19 protein-coding genes and 2 tRNA genes are annotated in these 16,334 nt (G+C 60.7%); 9 read left to right on the forward strand and 12 right to left on the reverse strand.

The annotated features are described in order from the left end of the window. Window positions 1-73: 73 nt before the first annotated feature. From DXY10_RS08665 to petC, 5 genes are all read right to left on the reverse strand, one after another. Window positions 74-145 (reverse strand) — tRNA-Val (locus DXY10_RS08665). A gap of 38 nt (window positions 146-183) precedes the next feature. Beyond that, window positions 184-954, reverse strand: a complete 771-nt coding sequence (cobM, locus tag DXY10_RS08670; protein ID WP_115018548.1) for a precorrin-4 C(11)-methyltransferase — start codon at window positions 952-954, stop codon at window positions 184-186. A gap of 5 nt (window positions 955-959) precedes the next feature. Further along, window positions 960-1,808, reverse strand: coding sequence for a prolipoprotein diacylglyceryl transferase (lgt, locus tag DXY10_RS08675; RefSeq protein WP_115018802.1), 849 nt, complete (start codon window positions 1,806-1,808; stop codon window positions 960-962). Between the two features lie 20 nt (window positions 1,809-1,828). After that, the gene (petA, locus tag DXY10_RS08680; protein ID WP_115018549.1) at window positions 1,829-2,761 is read right to left on the reverse strand and encodes a cytochrome f; all 933 of its coding nucleotides are present in this window, start codon (window positions 2,759-2,761) and stop codon (window positions 1,829-1,831) included. Window positions 2,762-2,804: 43 nt separating this feature from the next. Further along, entirely contained in the window at window positions 2,805-3,341 is a 537-nt protein-coding gene (gene petC / locus DXY10_RS08685) for a cytochrome b6-f complex iron-sulfur subunit (protein ID WP_115018551.1), read from the reverse strand. A gap of 104 nt (window positions 3,342-3,445) precedes the next feature. Here petC and DXY10_RS08690 point away from each other — a divergent pair, with 104 nt between their 5' ends. Then, the gene (locus DXY10_RS08690) at window positions 3,446-3,790 is read left to right on the forward strand and encodes a DUF3067 family protein (RefSeq protein ID WP_244282148.1); all 345 of its coding nucleotides are present in this window, start codon (window positions 3,446-3,448) and stop codon (window positions 3,788-3,790) included. Here DXY10_RS08690 and tatC read toward each other — a convergent pair. Together tatC and DXY10_RS08700 are read right to left on the reverse strand one after the other, a co-directional pair. Further along, window positions 3,741-4,475, reverse strand: a complete 735-nt coding sequence (gene tatC, locus DXY10_RS08695) for a twin-arginine translocase subunit TatC (protein WP_115018552.1) — start codon at window positions 4,473-4,475, stop codon at window positions 3,741-3,743. The genes DXY10_RS08690 and tatC overlap by 50 nt on opposite strands. 135 nt (window positions 4,476-4,610) lie before the next feature. After that, window positions 4,611-6,344 (reverse strand): NFACT RNA binding domain-containing protein, encoded by a 1,734-nt coding sequence (locus DXY10_RS08700; RefSeq protein ID WP_115018554.1) that lies wholly within the window; start codon window positions 6,342-6,344, stop codon window positions 4,611-4,613. A gap of 66 nt (window positions 6,345-6,410) precedes the next feature. Between DXY10_RS08700 and gmk the strand changes: the two genes are divergently transcribed. After that, the gene (gene gmk, locus DXY10_RS08705; protein ID WP_115018556.1) at window positions 6,411-6,977 is read left to right on the forward strand and encodes a guanylate kinase; all 567 of its coding nucleotides are present in this window, start codon (window positions 6,411-6,413) and stop codon (window positions 6,975-6,977) included. Between the two features lie 149 nt (window positions 6,978-7,126). On the opposite strand, the gene psaJ is transcribed toward gmk, so the two are convergent. Beyond that, window positions 7,127-7,243: a photosystem I reaction center subunit IX gene (gene psaJ, locus DXY10_RS08710; RefSeq protein WP_007098612.1), complete on the reverse strand. Its 117-nt coding sequence runs from the start codon at window positions 7,241-7,243 to the stop codon at window positions 7,127-7,129. A 45-nt stretch (window positions 7,244-7,288) separates the two neighbouring features. After that, the gene (locus tag DXY10_RS08715; RefSeq protein WP_115018557.1) at window positions 7,289-7,768 is read right to left on the reverse strand and encodes a Photosystem I reaction center subunit III; all 480 of its coding nucleotides are present in this window, start codon (window positions 7,766-7,768) and stop codon (window positions 7,289-7,291) included. A gap of 77 nt (window positions 7,769-7,845) precedes the next feature. Between DXY10_RS08715 and tsaD the strand changes: the two genes are divergently transcribed. Together tsaD and DXY10_RS08725 are read left to right on the forward strand one after the other, a co-directional pair. Then, entirely contained in the window at window positions 7,846-8,916 is a 1,071-nt protein-coding gene (gene tsaD / locus DXY10_RS08720) for a tRNA (adenosine(37)-N6)-threonylcarbamoyltransferase complex transferase subunit TsaD (protein WP_115018559.1), read from the forward strand. A gap of 46 nt (window positions 8,917-8,962) precedes the next feature. Continuing rightward, window positions 8,963-9,151 (forward strand): high light inducible protein, encoded by a 189-nt coding sequence (locus DXY10_RS08725; protein WP_115018560.1) that lies wholly within the window; start codon window positions 8,963-8,965, stop codon window positions 9,149-9,151. A 15-nt stretch (window positions 9,152-9,166) separates the two neighbouring features. Here DXY10_RS08725 and DXY10_RS08730 read toward each other — a convergent pair whose 3' ends face one another. Further along, window positions 9,167-10,435: a type IV pilus twitching motility protein PilT gene (locus DXY10_RS08730; protein WP_115018562.1), complete on the reverse strand. Its 1,269-nt coding sequence runs from the start codon at window positions 10,433-10,435 to the stop codon at window positions 9,167-9,169. A 58-nt stretch (window positions 10,436-10,493) separates the two neighbouring features. On the opposite strand from DXY10_RS08730, the gene wecB reads away from it, so the two are divergent. The 4 genes from wecB to DXY10_RS08750 are packed head-to-tail and all read left to right on the forward strand — an operon-like array spanning window position 10,494 to window position 13,734. Next, window positions 10,494-11,606, forward strand: a complete 1,113-nt coding sequence (gene wecB, locus DXY10_RS08735) for a non-hydrolyzing UDP-N-acetylglucosamine 2-epimerase (protein ID WP_115018564.1) — start codon at window positions 10,494-10,496, stop codon at window positions 11,604-11,606. A 22-nt stretch (window positions 11,607-11,628) separates the two neighbouring features. Beyond that, a complete protein-coding gene (locus DXY10_RS08740; protein WP_244282150.1) occupies window positions 11,629-12,234 on the forward strand; it encodes a DUF1643 domain-containing protein in 606 nt (201 codons plus the stop codon). Then, window positions 12,231-12,476: a hypothetical protein gene (locus DXY10_RS08745; RefSeq protein ID WP_115018567.1), complete on the forward strand. Its 246-nt coding sequence runs from the start codon at window positions 12,231-12,233 to the stop codon at window positions 12,474-12,476. Before DXY10_RS08740 ends, DXY10_RS08745 begins: the two co-directional genes overlap by 4 nt. After that, window positions 12,466-13,734, forward strand: coding sequence for a sodium:proton antiporter (locus tag DXY10_RS08750; RefSeq protein WP_115018570.1), 1,269 nt, complete (start codon window positions 12,466-12,468; stop codon window positions 13,732-13,734). Before DXY10_RS08745 ends, DXY10_RS08750 begins: the two co-directional genes overlap by 11 nt. Here the strand turns inward: DXY10_RS08750 and gltX are convergent. Together gltX and DXY10_RS08760 are read right to left on the reverse strand one after the other, a co-directional pair. Further along, complete coding sequence (gene gltX, locus DXY10_RS08755) at window positions 13,684-15,117, reverse strand: glutamate--tRNA ligase (protein WP_115018571.1); 1,434 nt, start codon at window positions 15,115-15,117, stop codon at window positions 13,684-13,686. The genes DXY10_RS08750 and gltX overlap by 51 nt on opposite strands. 20 nt (window positions 15,118-15,137) lie before the next feature. Beyond that, window positions 15,138-15,211 (reverse strand) — tRNA-Asp (locus DXY10_RS08760). Between the two features lie 117 nt (window positions 15,212-15,328). Here DXY10_RS08760 and DXY10_RS08765 point away from each other — a divergent pair. After that, window positions 15,329-16,324 carry a LysR substrate-binding domain-containing protein gene (locus DXY10_RS08765; protein WP_244282157.1) on the forward strand — a complete coding sequence of 332 codons (996 nt, stop codon included), beginning with the start codon at window positions 15,329-15,331 and terminating at the stop codon, window positions 16,322-16,324. Window positions 16,325-16,334: the final 10 nt, after the last annotated feature.

Here is a 16,334-nt window from a genome sequence, read left to right on the forward strand (position 1 = left end):
AACCTAATGGTAAAGATCGGATTTGTCCTGATCCAATTGATCTGAAAATGTGCTGCTGAGCATCAGGAATCAATGGGCGATACTGGATTCGAACCAGTGACCCCTTCCGTGTGAAGGAAGTGCGCTACCACTGTGCTAATCGCCCGCACGCAGGGATCTTAAACCACCACCGGTGCTTGTTTGTTACCCCTGCTGGGGACGGAATAGATGGTCGTGGCTGGGGGAATAAAGCATGGAACGGCGTCCTTGGCTTGCAAGGGCTGGACTGACGATGTAGAGGGTTGTGCGGATCAGATCTCGCTCTTTGGAGGCCTTCGCCATCGCATTCAGCGGCACCACATCCAGCCACTGATCAGGCCAGCTCACCCGGTAGCCAATGGCTACCGGGGTGTCGGCCGGATAATGCTCGAGCAAGGTGGCCTGAACCTCATCAACGTGACGGGCACTCAAGTAGAGGCATAGGGATGCTTGGAGGCGGGCCAAGTTCGCCAGCTCTTCGGCTTGTGGCACGCCGGTCCGTCCGCCGGCGCGACTGAGCACGATGGTTTGGACGACGCCTGGAATTGTGAGTTCTGCGCTGAGAGCGGATGCAGTGGCCTGATAAGCACTCAGCCCAGGCACGACCTCAACGCTGAGACCGGCATCAGCCAGTCCGCAGACCTGCTCAGACAAGGCTCCATAAAGACAGGGGTCACCGTCATGAAGACGGACCACACGCAATCCTTTGCGTGCACGATCGATCATCACTGGCAGCACCTCTTCAAGGGTGAGGTTGCTGGTGCGGATGCGTTCGCAACTTGGTGATGCAAGCGCAGCAATCTGAGGAGAGACCAGCGAATCGGTCCAGATCAGAACGTCGGCTGTTTTGAGTCGGTCTTCGGCGCGTCGGGTCAGCAGATCGGGCGCTCCTGGTCCTGCGCCAACGATGGCAATTCTGCTGGGTGTGGAAGACATGGGAATCAGCCCTGACGGAGGCCCGGATCGGGAAGGGACCGATCGCGTCCATACAGCCACCACAGCCCAGCCGCCGCAAGGGCCATCAGCATCAGGCTCATCAATTGGGCCATGCGCAGACCGCCATCGCAGAAGGGGGGCATGCCACCCAGGCAGAGGGGATCGATGCGCAGGCCTTCAATCCAAAGGCGGCCCAGGCTGTAGGCCAGCAGATACACGCAGCTGAGAGCACCGGCAGGCAGTTTCAGCGATCCCTGTTTGGCTCGGAGGAAGAGCAGCATCAGAAAAGCAAACACCACCAAGTTCCAAAGGGATTCGTAGAGGAAGGTGGGATGGAAAAACTGGGCGTTCGGGAACAGTCTTTGGACGTTGATCGGAACCGTCTTGATCAGAAGTTTCCAGGGGAGGTCTGTAGGCACTCCGAAGGCTTCGCTATTGAAAAAATTGCCCCAACGGCCGATCGATTGACCAAGGGCCACGGATGGCACGAGCACGTCCAACACATCCCAGAAGGGCTGTCGCCTCCAGCGGCAGAAGAGAATGACGGCAAGGGTTCCTGCGATCAAGGCGCCGTGAATGGCGATGCCGCCCTCCCAGATCGCCAGAGCCTTCAAGGGAGTGGCGGCGTAGTTACGCCACTCAAAAGCGACGTAGTAGAGCCTGGCTCCAATCACCGCTGAGAGCACAAGGATTGGCAGCAGATCACTGATCAGTCCTTGCTCGAGCTGACGCTGCCTGGCCAGCCAGCTGGACAGGTTGAGGCCGATCAACACCGCCAGGGCGATCAGCAACCCATACCAACGCAGAGCAAAAGGCCCGAGCTGGAAAAGCTCGGGCCCTGGTGACGTGAACAACGAGAGGAGTGACACAGACCTCAGACGCCTTCAGCAGCCTGCACTTTCTCCACCTGTCTCTTCTTCAGCACCAGCATGATCTGGGCAAGGGCTACGGCCGCAAAGAAGGCGAGCAGGCCGTAGATGCGAACCGGGTTCTGCAGAACAACTTCTGCATCGAGCTGGCCGAAGCCTCCCACATTGGGATCATTGGTGAGGGCAGCACCTGCTTCCACTTGATCACCCACTGCAACAGCGAGTTCGGGGCCCACAGGAATGGTCTCAGTGGTGGTGTTGCCGTCAGCCGTCTCAATGGTCACCAAGCTTGCACCGTTGTCACCAGGCTCAATCGAGGCAATGCGGCCCTCAGTAGTGGCTGTGAAGAGGGTGTTGTTGGTTTTTTCACCGGTGGGGTACACCTGGCCACGGCCACGGTTGCCGCCAACGTGGATTTGATATTTGCCGAACTGAATGCTGCTATCGGTTGAGGGGTCTGGAGAAAGGATCGGGAACACGATTTCCTGATTCTGATCGCCAGGGATTGGCCCCACCAGAAGGATGTTGGGTTGATCGTCGCTGTACTGACTGAAGTACACCCCTTCAGTTTCTTCTTTGATCTCGTCGGTCCAACGGTCCTGCGGTGCAAGGGTGAAACCATCGGGAAGCATCACCACAGCGCCGACTTGGAGCGGCACCTGGCTGCCATCAGCACCGACTTCCTGCAGGCCTGACTGATAAGGAACCTTCACAACAGCTTTGAACACACTGTCGGGAAGCACCGATTGGGGCACCTCAGCTTGGGTGAGCTTGTTGGCGAGGTGGCAGTTTGCGCAAACGATCTTGCCCGTGGCTTCCCGGGGACTGTCGTAGTTCTGCTGAGCCCAGAAGGGGTAAGCCCAGGATGCGGTGGGGGCCGTGAGCACGGCCATTCCCATGATCAGGGCTGCGAGAAGAGGTGAGAGGAGGCGACGCATGGAGGACGAGGAGCGGGGTGGGATGGGAGGACGGCTGGGTTGATCAGGCCCACCAGGGCTTCTCGCCCGTGCGGAAGTCGGTTTCGGTCCACTGGCTCACGAACACGTTGTCGTTCTCGACACTCACGTTCGCCAGGGCCAGAGAAAGGGGAGCAGGACCACGCACCACCTTGCCGGTGGCGTCGTACTGGCTGCCGTGGCACGGGCACATGAATTTGTTGGCACCGCTGTTCCAAGGCACGACACAGCCAAGATGGGTGCAGATGGCATTGATCCCGTAACTGCCGATGGCGTCATCGCCTTCGACGATCAGATAGGTGGGGTCACCTTTGAGGCCCTGCACCAGGCTGCGGTCGCCGCTGGGGTGGCTGTTCAGCCATCCGGAGGCGGTGACAGCGTTGCCCAGTTCATCCTTGGCACTGGTTCCACCACCACTACCTGCGGCCCGGGGAGGGATGAAGTAGTTGGCAACCGGATAGAGAGCACCCAGGGCAACGCCAGTCACGGAGCCGAATGTCAGCAGATTCATGAACTGCCGACGACCCATTCCGGGCACATCGCTCGAGGAGGCTTGGGTCATGGCGGGTGATCAACCGTCACTGAATGGCGATCATTATGGACGCTAAAGGTCCCGTCACACTTTGCGACGACAGGGCTTTACCGATTGTTCTTTCTTGCGATTCCGTGCTTGACGTTCGTGCTGGAGAGGCTCAAAGCCCCCTGACCGTCGATGAGGTGATTGGCTGCTTACAGCAGCGCTGGCAGGCGAGTTACGACCTTCAGCTGGTCGTTCGTAGGGGGCGTCTTTACCTCCATGTGATGTGGGCGTATCTCGAGCAGCAGTCGTTCCCCCTCGACGAAAACGCCTATCGGGAGCACATCGCTGAGGTGATTGATGTTGTGAATCGTTTAGCTCAGGCGCAGGTGGTACGCGAGTGGTTGGCCACGACTCGCGATCGCCCTCGCCTCGGAAAGGCCCTCAGCCTGCCGCTTCAGGGGGGGGAGCGTCTGGAGGAGTTTGTGCTCTGAATCTCTCGGTGAGGGCCACCAGGCCCACGCCGATGAGGAACAGCGCCGTGATCGCTCCCGCCAGTAACAGCATCGTGATCGGATCGGTGGAAGGAGTGAGCACGGCCCCAGCCAGGGATGCCGACAGCACAACCCAGCGCCAGGCCGCCAGCATTGATTTCCAGTTGATCAGCCCAAACAATCCGAGCAGCAGTTGCAGCACAGGCAGTTGGAAGGCGAGACCTGTCGCCAGCATCAGCAGCAGCACGAAGTCGAGGTAGCGCTCGATCGACCAGAGCGGTTCCACGACATCGGCGCCATAGCTCACCAAGAAGCGCAGGGCCGCAGGCACGAGTGCCCACCAGGCAAAGGCCAATCCCCCCAGAAACAGCACTGCCGAGCCAGCCACGGCTGGAGCGATGAGCCGGCGTTCATTGCGCGTGAGGCCGGGGAGCACAAAGGCCAGTCCCTGATAGAGCACATAGGGCAGTGCCAGGGTGAGGCCGGCGTAGCCGGCCACCTTGAAGGAGACGAACAGAAATTCCCCAGGTGCGAGTTGGAGAAAATGGATCGAGCCGGCCGGTTCCTCCAGGAGCCGCACTAGGGGCTTCACCGCTACCAGGCAGGCGATCGCTGCCAGCACCACCGCAAGCAGGCTGCGCAGGACGCGTTGGCGCAGTTCCTCGAGATGGTCCAGCAGAGGCATCTCTTTATCCGCCGGTAGATACGACCCCCCGGAGCGACCGATCTGGATCGGCGGAGGAGGTTCGAGCGGCGTAGGGATGACGTCCGGCTGATCAATCGGTTCGGGAGGGCTCAGAAAGACGTGCCTGTTCTGGCTTCAGGCTAGAAGTTCTCCGGCTTGGAGCTGTCGCTCAGCGCGCTCAGGTTCGGCCCAACGCACAGTGCCACCGCGGTGGCGCACTGTGCCGGGCCCAGCCCCAACAATGCGCTGTAGTTGCTCCACCGGCACCATCACCACCGCCACGCGACGGTTGCCGCGTGCTCGGCTGAATAGGGCTGCAAGATCAGCCGCCAGGATGAGGTCGGCTTCATCTGCCAGGCCGGTAGACGCCTTCAGCACAACGTGGCTGCCTGGACATTCCTGGGCGTGGAACCAAAGATCGCCTGGCTTGGCTTGGCGCAGGCTGATCCAGTCGTTCTGTCGGTGGTTGCGGCCCACTTGGATCGTCAGACCTCCTGGTGAGAGCAGTTCCAATGGCTGGGGCTGGAGCGCTGGTCGGAGTGCCCCCTGGCGGCGGCCACGTCGCCGCTGAGAGGTCAACAGTTCCTGCGCCTCGAGACGCAGCTCATCCAGGCGCTTCAATCGCTGCCTAGGGCAGTCCCAGTCTGCAGAAAGCACCTCCTCAAGGAAGGCCTCGCTGCCCTCGATCAAGGCCAGTCGTTGGCGATGGTGGCGCTGCCGTTCCTCCAGTTGAGGCACTGACCGTCGCAGTTTGCGTGCGCGTCGGTAAAGCTTCTGTGCCTGATCAATCTGGTCGCGACTGGGAGCCGGCAGACACAGCAGGGCATCCGCTTGCTGTTGCAGCTCCGCCGCAGAGTTGGTGGCTTGCATTTTGGAGTTCTGATCAAGCAGAAGCCTCTCTTCCCGGCGTCTGGCCTGGAGGAGCTGCTGGCGCAGCTCCTCGCTTTGACGTTCCAGTTCTCGGGCCTGCAGCTGATCGCTGTAGTAGCAACCGAGCGTCAGGCTCAGGGGTGGTTCTTTTTGGGTTGAGGTCGTTAATGGCACTGCGGTCGCTCCCCACACGCGATAGCTATTCGTTGCGGTGGAGATGTGGAGGCTGAAGCTGGTCTCGTCCAGGCAGTGCAGCCACTGCTGCCAGCGTTCATGCAGTTGTTTCCATTGCCTCTGATCAATCTGTTGGACAGGAGTGTTGAGAAGAGGGCTGGTAGCACTGGGGGCATCTGCGGCCAGTTGTCGTGCCAACGCCGGACTGATGCCCTGGTAGGCCTGGGGCAAGGCTTTGGCTAGGGGAACCGGGAGCAGGCTCAGCCGTTTTTTCCAACGCGCGAAGTCTTCATCCTTCTGCGGTGGACTGCTTTGCAGTGGTGGGGGTGGCACGTAGTCATCACCGGTGCCGATGGGTCGTACCCGCGATTGATGATCCCTCACCTGGCGGCCCAGAGCGATGACCCGATTGCGTTCATCAAGGAGCAGCAGGTTGCTGTGGCGGCCCATCAGCTCCAGGACAAGACGTCGTTGCACGGGATTGCCGGGCCGACTGGCAAATCCGAAGCGCACCACCCGTTCGAATCCCTCCTGCTCCATCTCGACCAGAGCGAGCTGGCGAAGACTGTGCTGGCTCTGTTGCGCCAAGGTGCTGCCGCTGCCGTTCCTGGGTGGTGGCGGAATCTGTACCAGCCGGGGGCAGTCGGCGCGCCAGCTCAGCTCAAGCCACACCATGCCCTGCAGCGTGCGGAAACCGAGTTGGAGGGTCTGGCTATCAGGCTGCTGGGCTTTCTCGAATCGACTCGGCAGCATGCGTCCGCGCAGATCGTTCACCACCGCCAGCAGGGTGGTGACGTCCATGACCTGTGGCGAAGGCGTGCCCATCGTTGGGATGGTGGAACCTGCTGAGCAGGATGCCTTCCTACCCTGCGGGGTGACCGGAAGCGATTCATGCCCCTATCCGAGACATGCGCAAGGCTCACGGTGTTGACCGGCCCCAGCGGCGTTGGCAAGGGCACTCTCGTGACCCGTTTACGGGAACGCCATCCTTCGCTGTGGTTGTCCGTGTCTGCTACGACGCGCTCTCCACGTGAGGGGGAGAAGGACGGTGTGCACTATTTCTTCCATCGTCGAGAGCAGTTTGATGCTCTGGTGGCGGAGGGAGGGTTGTTGGAGTGGGCTGAATTCGCCGGCAACTGTTATGGCACCCCCCGCCAGCCTGTGGAAGTCAGGTTGGCGGCTGGCTCGCCGGTGTTGTTGGAGATCGAGTTGGAGGGAGCTCGTCAGGTGCGTCGCACCTTTCCTGATGCGCAGCAGATTTTTTTAGCTCCCCCTAGCTTTCAGGTGCTTGAACAGCGCATCCGCGGCCGCGGCACCGATGCAGAAGAGGCGATCCAACGCCGTCTGGCCAGAGCGAAGCTGGAATTGGAGGCTCAGGGCGAATTTGATGCGGTCGTCATCAATGACGATCTCGATGTTGCTCTTGTTGCTCTGGAGAGCCTGATGGGTTTGGCTTGACTTGAGCGGAAGGCTGTTGTCGATGAACCTCGTTGTCGATGACAGCTCTTTGCTGCTCAACCCGTGTTGCCGACTAGGACTGTCGATGCGATGAAAAGGCATCAAAAAAGGAGGCCAAAGGCCTCCTTTTTTGATGGATTGTTCTCCAATCACATGGGGTGGAAAAGGAGATCGGGAAAGAAGCGGTTCCACTCAATCAGGATGCCTGCGGTGAGGGTGAACCAGATGGCGGCAACCACGGGAGCGGTGGTGAGAAATTTCTGCATCGGAATTCAGTTGTTGAAAACGAGTGAAGTGATCTTGAGAGAGGCTCAGCGAGGTGAGACGGTCACCTTGTCGTCGCTTTCAAGCAGCTTGCCGCTGGTGAATTCGGCGAAGGCAGCCAGAGGCCAGGAAGCAGCAGCGATACAGCTCTTAAGGGCGAGCTTGAGATCGATCTGGATTTCCTTGGTGTATTGCTCTTTGGTGCCACGAGTGGCTTTGAGATACTCACGCCCGGCCCAGCCGATGCATCCGGTGATGTAGAGGAACATCAGGCCTGGATACACAAAGTCACCAGCGTGGCTAAAGCGGCCGTCAACAATCAGATGGGGAAGACCATCTTCACCACAAACTGCTTGGCTGTACATCTCGAAGCGGGCTTTGGCCTGCGGGGTGGCAGCTGCACTGGCACGCTGCTGGAAACGGGCACTTTCGGAGCAGGGAGTCAGACCTGCCACATCAGCCTTGGCAACTGGGGCGAAGCCGAAGACAAGAAGGGCCGAAAGCGCAAGGGCAAAGAGACGACGCATCGGAAGGAATCCTGATTAAGCCTGCCCCGAAACGGCAGGATGTCACATGCGGACACTAGGGGAGGCTCCCCAGCCAAATGACAACGGTGCTGGCCCTCGAAACAAGTTGTGACGAGTCAGCTGCTGCGATCGTGCGCCGGAGCGGCAGAGGAATGGAGGTGCTTGCCCATGGCATCGCCTCCCAGGTTGAGGAACATGCCCAGTGGGGTGGGGTGGTACCGGAAATTGCATCCCGCAGGCATGTTGAAGCCTTGCCCCATCTTGTGGAGGCGGCCTTGTCAGAGGCTGACGTGGCCTTTGATCAGCTCGATGCGGTGGCGGCCACCGTGGCTCCGGGGCTGGTGGGTGCCCTGATGGTTGGCTCGGTGACAGCGCGCAGCCTGGCTGTGTTGCACCAACGGCCGTTTCTTGCGATTCACCATCTCGAGGCCCATCTCGCTTCAGTGCAACTGGCGCCCGATCCACCCAATCCTCCTTACTTGGTGCTGCTGGTGAGCGGAGGCCATACGGAACTGATCCGTGTCGATGCTGATGGGGGGATGCTGCGGCTCGGCCGCAGTCACGATGACGCGGCTGGAGAGGCTTTCGACAAAGTGGCCCGCTTGCTGGGCCTGACCTATCCGGGAGGGCCTGCGATCCAGGCGTTGGCAGAAACAGGGGATCCCCGCCGCTTCGCCCTGCCCAAGGGGCGTGTGAAGCGGCCAGAGGGGGGCTTTTATCCCTATGACTTCTCTTTCAGTGGTCTTAAAACAGCAATGCTTCGCCAGGTGGAGGGATTGCGAGACCTGGCGGATCCGCTGCCCCTTGCTGATCTGGCTGCCAGTTTCGAGCAGGTGGTGGCAGATGTTCTGGTTGACCGCAGCCTGCGCTGTTGCCGCGAGCTTGGCCTTCCACGCCTGGTGATGGTGGGAGGGGTGGCGGCCAACCGTCGTTTAAGGAGCCTGATGGAGCTCCGAGGCGGGAAGGACGGCGTCGACGTGTGCTGCGCGCCGCTCGCTTACTGCACGGACAACGCCGCCATGGTTGGAGCGGCCGCTTTGCAGCGTCTGTCTCTGGCGCCGCAAAAGAGTTCGATCTCGCTAGGGGTCTCCGCCCGCTGGCCGCTCGATCAGGCTTCTGCGCTGCAAGCGGAGGCGCCGCCGTTCTGAACGGATTTTCCTTAACGTTGTTAGCAACAAAATTGCGGGCCGCCCCATGGCAACTGAATCCGCTCCCGATGGCAGTTCTCTCCTGGAAGACGTGCCAAGTGATGAACTCAATGCCTGGCGTCGTGGCATTACTCCGCAAGCGGAGATCTGGAATGGCCGACTGGCCATGCTCGGCTTGTCGGTAGCCCTTGTTGTGCTTCTGATCGTGCGCCTATTCAGCAGCGGGTTGTCGTAAACGCTCGCATTGCAATCAACTCCTGCCCCTTAGGGCCTGAGCCAATTCATTCGGTTTGAGACTGACGGCGATTGCAGCTTCTCCTTCGACCCGGCCCGCCTCGACCAGCGCTTGTAAGGACTGGTTCAACGTGACCATGCCATCAAAGCTGCTGCGCTCCATGATTTCCTCAACGTCATCGAGAGCACCTCGCTGGATGTAGTCCCTGCAAGCGTCGGTGTTGATCAGGATGTCGTGATAAGCCACGCGTTTGGCATCTGCCGAGCGGATCAGTCCCTGGGCAATCACACCCAGGAGCGACTCCGACAGGGCGCGACGCACACTCTCTTGTTCATCCGGGGGGTACATGCCCAGCACGCGCTCCACAGTTTTAACGGCGGAATTGGTGTGAAGGGTGCCGAACACCAGGTGACCGGTTTGGGAGGCTTCGAGGGCTGTGCTCAGGGTTTCGCGATCTCTGATCTCACCCACGAGGATCACATCCGGGTCTTCCCGCAGGGCTGCCCTTAGGGCGTTGTGAAATTTCAGCGTGTGTTGGCCCACCTCCCGATGGCGGATGAGCGATTGTCGGCTCTCGTGGACGAATTCCACCGGATCCTCGATCGTCAGGATGTGGCGTGTCTGGTGCCTGTTGATCCAGTCGATCATGGCGGCGAGGGTTGTGCTCTTGCCAGAGCCTGTGGGTCCTGTCACCAGTACTAGGCCCTTGGGGCGGGAGGCCAACCCCTGCAGTACCTCAGGAAGCTGAAGTTGTTCCAAGCTGAGGATCGTCTGGGGGATCAGCCGCAACACCATTGCCGGGCCTCGCAGTGAGTCCAGCAGGTTGATCCGCACCCTGACGAAGGGGAAGGCATGAGATCCATCGAACTCTTTCGTGGTGGTGAAGGCGTCAATCTGCTGTGGGCTGAGGATTTCTTGCAGCCAGGCTTGAAACACTGCGGCGGTTGTCTCAGGCCACTCGGTGATCACCATCTCGCCGCGGGCCCTGTAGCGCGGCTGCTCCCCCACCCCGAGATGCACATCGGAGTGTCCGGCGTCATGGGCGATGCGCACGATCGCCTCAAGGCTTGGACCACCGTTTGGCCCGGCGTTGGTCGCTGCTTGAGAGGGCGCGACCTGCGCTGCCGAGGACCCCAAAGGTGTGGCTTGCTCAGAGCTTGCATCGCCAAGGCTGCCGCTGTTGTCCTGGTCCGCGACCGGGCGCGGCGGAAGCGGTGGGAAGCCTGGTGGAAAAACCGGACTGGTCACAGTGTCAGCAGAGCCTGATCTCTTCAGCTTCGCCATGGCTGTGGATCTGGCAAGCAGGACTCGCTCTTAAACTGAGGCGATCGTTGAGGGATGTATGGCTGGGAAGCCCAGGGTGACGATCGTGCTCGGCACCCGTCCCGAGGCCATCAAGCTTGCTCCGGTGATCCAGGAGTTTCAGGCCTGCCCACTGTTGGAGACCCGCGTTGTGCTGACGGGGCAGCATCGCGAGATGGTGACTCAGGTGATGGATTTGTTCGGTCTGCGTGCCGATCATGATCTCGATCTGATGGCCCCGCGTCAGACCCTCACCCATGTCACATGTGCGGCACTGCAGGGGTTGCGAGACGACTTTCAGGCCTACCCCCCCGCATTGGTGCTTGTACAGGGGGACACCACGACCGCCTTCGCGGCAGCCTTGGCCGCCTTCTATGAACAGATCCCTGTTGGCCACGTCGAGGCCGGCCTGCGCACCGACAACATTCTCGACCCGTTCCCGGAAGAGGCCAACCGCAGGTTGATTTCTCAGGTGGCCCAGCTTCATTTCGCACCCACTCAGCGCTCTGAACGGAACCTTGAGGCATCGGGCGTCGTGGGTCGGGTCTTGGTCACTGGAAACACCGTGATCGATGCCCTGTTGCGTATGGCTGAGCGTGCGCCTGAGCTCGATGACATGCCAATCGACTGGTCCACTCAGCGGGTGATCTTGGCGACCGTCCATCGCCGCGAAAACTGGGGTGACCGCTTGACGAGCATTGCCGAGGGCATGCTCAAGGTGCTCAACGCTCATCCCGACACAGCTCTGCTGCTTCCGCTGCATCGCAACCCGACAGTGCGTGAACCGCTTCAAGCTCTGCTGGCTTCCCATCCTCGGGTAATCCTTGCCGAACCCCTGGATTACGACCGGCTCGTGGCGGCGATGAAAGGCTGCACCTTGTTGCTGACCGATTCAGGTGGTCTCCAGGAGGAAGCTCCCGCCCTGGGTAAGCCCGTGCTCGTGCTCCGTCGCACCACCGAGCGTCCAGAAGCAGTGGATTCCGGCACGGCGCGCCTTGTCGGCACCGATGCCGACACCATCGCGGCCGAGGCGTCGCTGTTGCTCAGCGACCCGCAGGCATACGACGCAATGGCCCGGGCTGTGAACCCCTTTGGTGATGGTCAGGCCAGTGCCAGGATCCTTGAGGCGGCCCGTGCCCTGCTCGCGGTCTGAGCCTCGGCCCTGCGCGACAGCCGTGGTTGGTCGTGCCGCTTTTAGTCGCTGCGGGCGTTATCGCTGGTTGCTGGAGCGGAGATGGCTCCCCCCCAATCAGATCACACCGGCTGGCCAAGGCCTGAACACCCTCATCTATTGCGGGCTTAATCCATCCCGGGCTGATGCCGGCAGCGATGACCCAACGCTTCGTCGACTCTGCGGTTTTGCCCGTGGCTGGGGATACCAACGCTTGGTGGTGCTCAATCTGTTTGCCCTGGTGACGCCCTCTCCTGCGGCGCTGCGCCGTCACCCCTTTCCCATTGGAGCTGGGAATGATGCTGTGCTGGAGAGCTGGTTACAGCGCTGGAGCCTGACCGCCTCTGTGGACCTTTGGTTGGGCTGGGGAGCTCATGGCAGTTTCCAAGGTCGTGATCACTGGCTGCTGGAGCGCCTTGCCTCATGCGCTGCCCTGCGCCGCATTGGCGGCGCAGCTGCTGCCTTCTGCCTCGGTACAACCCAAGGAGGGCATCCCCGGCACCCTCTCTATCGCCCCGCTTCGGCCATGCCTCAAGCCTGGATTGGAGAGCCGCCGTGCCTGCTGGTGCAGCCTGGGGCCAAGGGTCCTGCTAGTACGGTTCGGCTATGACTCGCACACCGCGCCGTTACGCCGTCTCGCTCCATCTGATCGGTGGGCAGACCGAGAGGGTGCATTTCTCGACTCTGGAGCAGTTTCAGCAGTGGTATCAGGGATTGGTCAGTGCCGGAGCCGAGTCTGGATTTGTGAATGTGCCTCTAGGGGATTTGGAGGGGGAATATCTCGTGGTGCGACCGGACGCGGTGATCGGGCTCCGGGTAGAGCCGCAATTCACCTCCATCGATGACGCCTGAGCGTTTGGGTTTGCTCTGGGGTGTCACGGTGTTCGCCGGGGCCTCAGCTCGTCTGCTGGCAGCCCTTTCGGGGTTACCAGGGGTGGTGCTGCTGCTGCTGTCCGGGCTGCTGATCGGCCGTTCTGGCATGGGGCTTGTTGAACCCCTAGACCTTGGCCAGGGGCTGGCCACAGTGGTGGGTCTGCTGGTCAGCCTGGTGCTGTTCGACGGTGGCCTCAATCTGCGCCTTCCTGGCGACACGATTAAGGCCACGGTCCTGCGCATCTCGGTGATTCGGCTGTTGCTGTCACTTGGTGCGGGACTGCTGGCGGCCCATTGGCTGGCGGGGCTGAACTGGTCGGTGGCGGCGGTCTACAGCGCCATCGTCCTGGCGACCGGTCCCACGGTGGTGACGCCATTGATCCAGCAGATTCGCCTCGCCTCACCCTTGGGGGATGTGCTCGAAGCCGAGGGTCTGGTGCTGGAACCGGTGGGAGCTGTTCTGGCCCTGTTGCTGCTGGAGCTTCTGCTTGGCAACCTTCACGGCTGGCGGGAGCTGGCCTTCGGTCTTCTGGCCCGTCTCGGTGGCGGCGTGCTGATCGGTCTTGCCGCTGGCTGGCTGCTGTCTGAGGGACTGCGTCGTCTGCGGCCCGATCCCTCGGTGGGGCTTCGCCTGCAGATCACTCTTGGCGTTCTGTTCCTGATGTTCGGCACCTGTGAGTGGCTGTTGCCCGAGTCAGGGCTACCGGCTTCCGTGGCGGCGGGTGTGGTGGTGGGCCGTCGTCCCTCCACGCAGGCAGCTCAGCTCGATGAAGTAATCCGTGAACTGGCCCAGCTGGCGATCACCATGTTGTTCCCGCTGCTGGCGGCTGATGTGTCCTGGGCCGAGCTCAGCCCCCTGGGCTGGGGTGGGGTGAGCTGTGTGCTGGTGCTGATGTTGGTGGTTCGCCCTGTAGCTGTCAGCGTGGCCACCATTGGCCTCCCTCTGGACTGGAGACAGCGTTTGTTTATGGGTTGGCTCGCGCCACGGGGCATTGTCACGGCTGCGGTGGCGTCCTTGTTCGCGATCCGTCTGGAGCAGGCGGGTGTGCTTGGCGCCGGTCGGTTGCAGGGCCTGGTGTTTTTAACGATCCTGATGACCGTTGGCCTGCAGGGTTTAACAGCCCAACCTTTGGCCAAGCTTCTGGGTCTGGTGGATCCTGATCCCGCGGAAGCGGCTGTGTCCGAATCAGAGGCAGCGGTTGAGTCGTTGCCGGTCGCAACTGATCCTGGCCAGTAGGCTCCAGGTGGTCATCAGATCAGGTCCCTGGAGTCGCCCCAGCAGAGCCGCTCGCAGTGATTTCATCAGCACACCTTTTTTGACGCCGGCAGTTTTTGCTGCAGCTCCGATCATGTCCTGACCGCGAGCAACATCCATCCCGTCCCAAGGGGTGGCGTCAAGCAGAACGGTTAGAGCTTGAAGGGCATCGCGGGCCCCATTGCTCTCGATCTGAGCCACGGCGACGCTTTCCAAGGGTGGTTCATCGAAGAACGGCCTGGCTTGGTCAACCCCGTCGTTGAGAAGGGTGAGGGAGGGGCCGAGCAGCTCAGCCAGTGTGACTGCCCAGTTCCGGTCATCAGGCAGACTCCAGCCTTGGTCGTGCCAGAGCGGTATCAGTGACTCCAGCAGCTGATCACTGCTCCAGTTGTGCAGCACCTGGGCATTGAGCCAGTTGAGCTTGTCCCAGTCGAAGCGGGCTCCAGCCTTGTTGACGCGGTCAAAACTGAACGATGCGGCCGCTTCCTTCAGGGTGAAGCGCTCCTCCATGCCTTCTGGCACGGACCAGCCCAGCAGCGTCATGTAGTTGGCCAGGGCCTCCGCGTTGTATCCCATCGAGCGGAAATCATTGATCGAGGTGACACCATCCCGCTTGGATAGTTTGCGCCCCTCGGCATTGAGGATGAGCGGTGCGTGGGCAAAAGTCGGCACTGGCAGGCCCATCGCCTCATAGAGCAGGAGTTGCTTGGCGGTGTTGGCGATGTGGTCTTCGCCACGGATCACATGGGAGATGGCCATGGATGCGTCGTCCACCACCACCACCAGGTTGTAGAGGGGGTCGCCGATCTGATCCGCAGGAGCGCGGCGCGCCACCACCATGTCGCCACCGAGGTCCGCTCCACGCCAGCTCATCGGACCCCGCACTAGATCGTTCCAGCGGATTTCGGCGGAGTCATCGATACGGAATCGGATCACCGCTTCGCGGCCATCCGCCTGGAAAGCTGCTTCTTGCTCCGGAGTGAGGTTGCGGTGACGATTGTCGTAGCGAGGGGCTTGGTTGGACGCTTTCTGGGCCTCCCGCATGGCCTCCAGTTCGGACTCGCTGGCGTAGCAGCGATAGGCCAGGCCCTTGTCGAGCAGCGTCTGAATCGCGGCGCGGTGCTCGGCAACGCGCTCGCTCTGGATGATGGGTTCCTCGTCCCAGTCGACCCCAAGCCATTGCAGTCCTTCGAGGATGTTTTGCGTGAATTCTGGTTTGGAGCGCTCCTTGTCGGTGTCCTCAATCCGCAGCAGGAAGGAGCCTCCGTTGTGACGGGCAAACAGCCAATTGAAAACTGCGGTTCGAGCCGTACCGATGTGAAGTGTTCCGGTTGGGCTAGGAGCCAGACGAACGCGAACCGACACTGTGACGTGAGGCTTTGGAACGGGACCGACGGGATTCGAACCCGCAACTTCCGCCGTGACAGGGCGGTGCTCTAACCGGTTGAACTACGGTCCCAGGTGCACCCACTCAGGAGAATGATCTTCTGCGGTTGCCCTGTGTCGCTTGCACGACTTAGGCAGTATCAACCTCAGCCCTGCCCTCCGTCAACCAACTGCTTGAAACGGGCAAATTATGCAGGTCGCGGATGAAATCGCGTCTTTCCTTCATCTCTTGGAGGGGTTTGGGCGATTAGCTGAATTAATGGGTGGCAGTCAGAGGTTGCGATTTGAACGGCGCCACTCCGCCATGATCACGCTTGATGCACTGCGCATGCTGGATACCACCTACTGGCTGAGGTCAGGGGAGAGAGCTTCACAGCGTCTGCACTGTTCTCAGAGCACGGTGTCGAGAAACAACATGGAGAGTCTGACCCTCTTCGGTCTTGCCATGGAGCGCGTGGATGGCGAGTGGCAGATGCATGGCGACGTCAATCTGTTGATGATGGAGCGCTTGGTTCATCAGAAAAAGCGCCTGCTTGGGGATTCCGTCTCTCCACCGCTCAGGGTTGAAGCCAATTTCTGGGCGGCACCCTCTCTTTTGGAGCCCATCCCGAAACATTGGGAGGGTGGTACTTGGGATCATGTGGGCATGGAGCGGCCACTACAGCTCTTGCGTGAGCGTGTGATCGATGCCTGGATCGCCAGTTACCAACCAGATCTGCCGAACAGGGATCCCGATCTGTGTGTGATCGATCTCTGCCGATCTCCTGTGCACCTGGTGGCTGCTGTTGATCATCCCCTGGCTGGATGCGGACCACTTTCGGCGTCGGATCTCGATCCGTTTCCCAGTCTTGGCTTGCCATCAGGCATGTTTCCACAGACTGAGGCGATCCTGCGGGGCCATGGCCTATGGCAGACCCGGGTACGCATGAAGCGCTACCGCCCAGAGCTTTGGCATGGGCGAACTGAGGATCAGGTCACGTTGACCTATGCCACCTGTATCGCTTTGGAGGTGATGCCAGGCTTGGTTCCTCTGGATTTCAACCTCGGCCTGATCAGCGGTGAATCTCTAGTTGTTCGCCGTGATCTCCTGGAGGAAGTGGTGATTCAGGATCTTCTCCAGCTGCTCATACACCGTTGCGAACTGCTTGCAGAAGACTTCCCTGAGCTGGAGATGGCTCTCACTTGATGAGCAATTA

It is taken from the genome of Synechococcus sp. UW140 (assembly GCF_900474295.1).
Taxonomy (GTDB): Bacteria; Cyanobacteriota; Cyanobacteriia; order PCC-6307; family Cyanobiaceae; genus Synechococcus_C.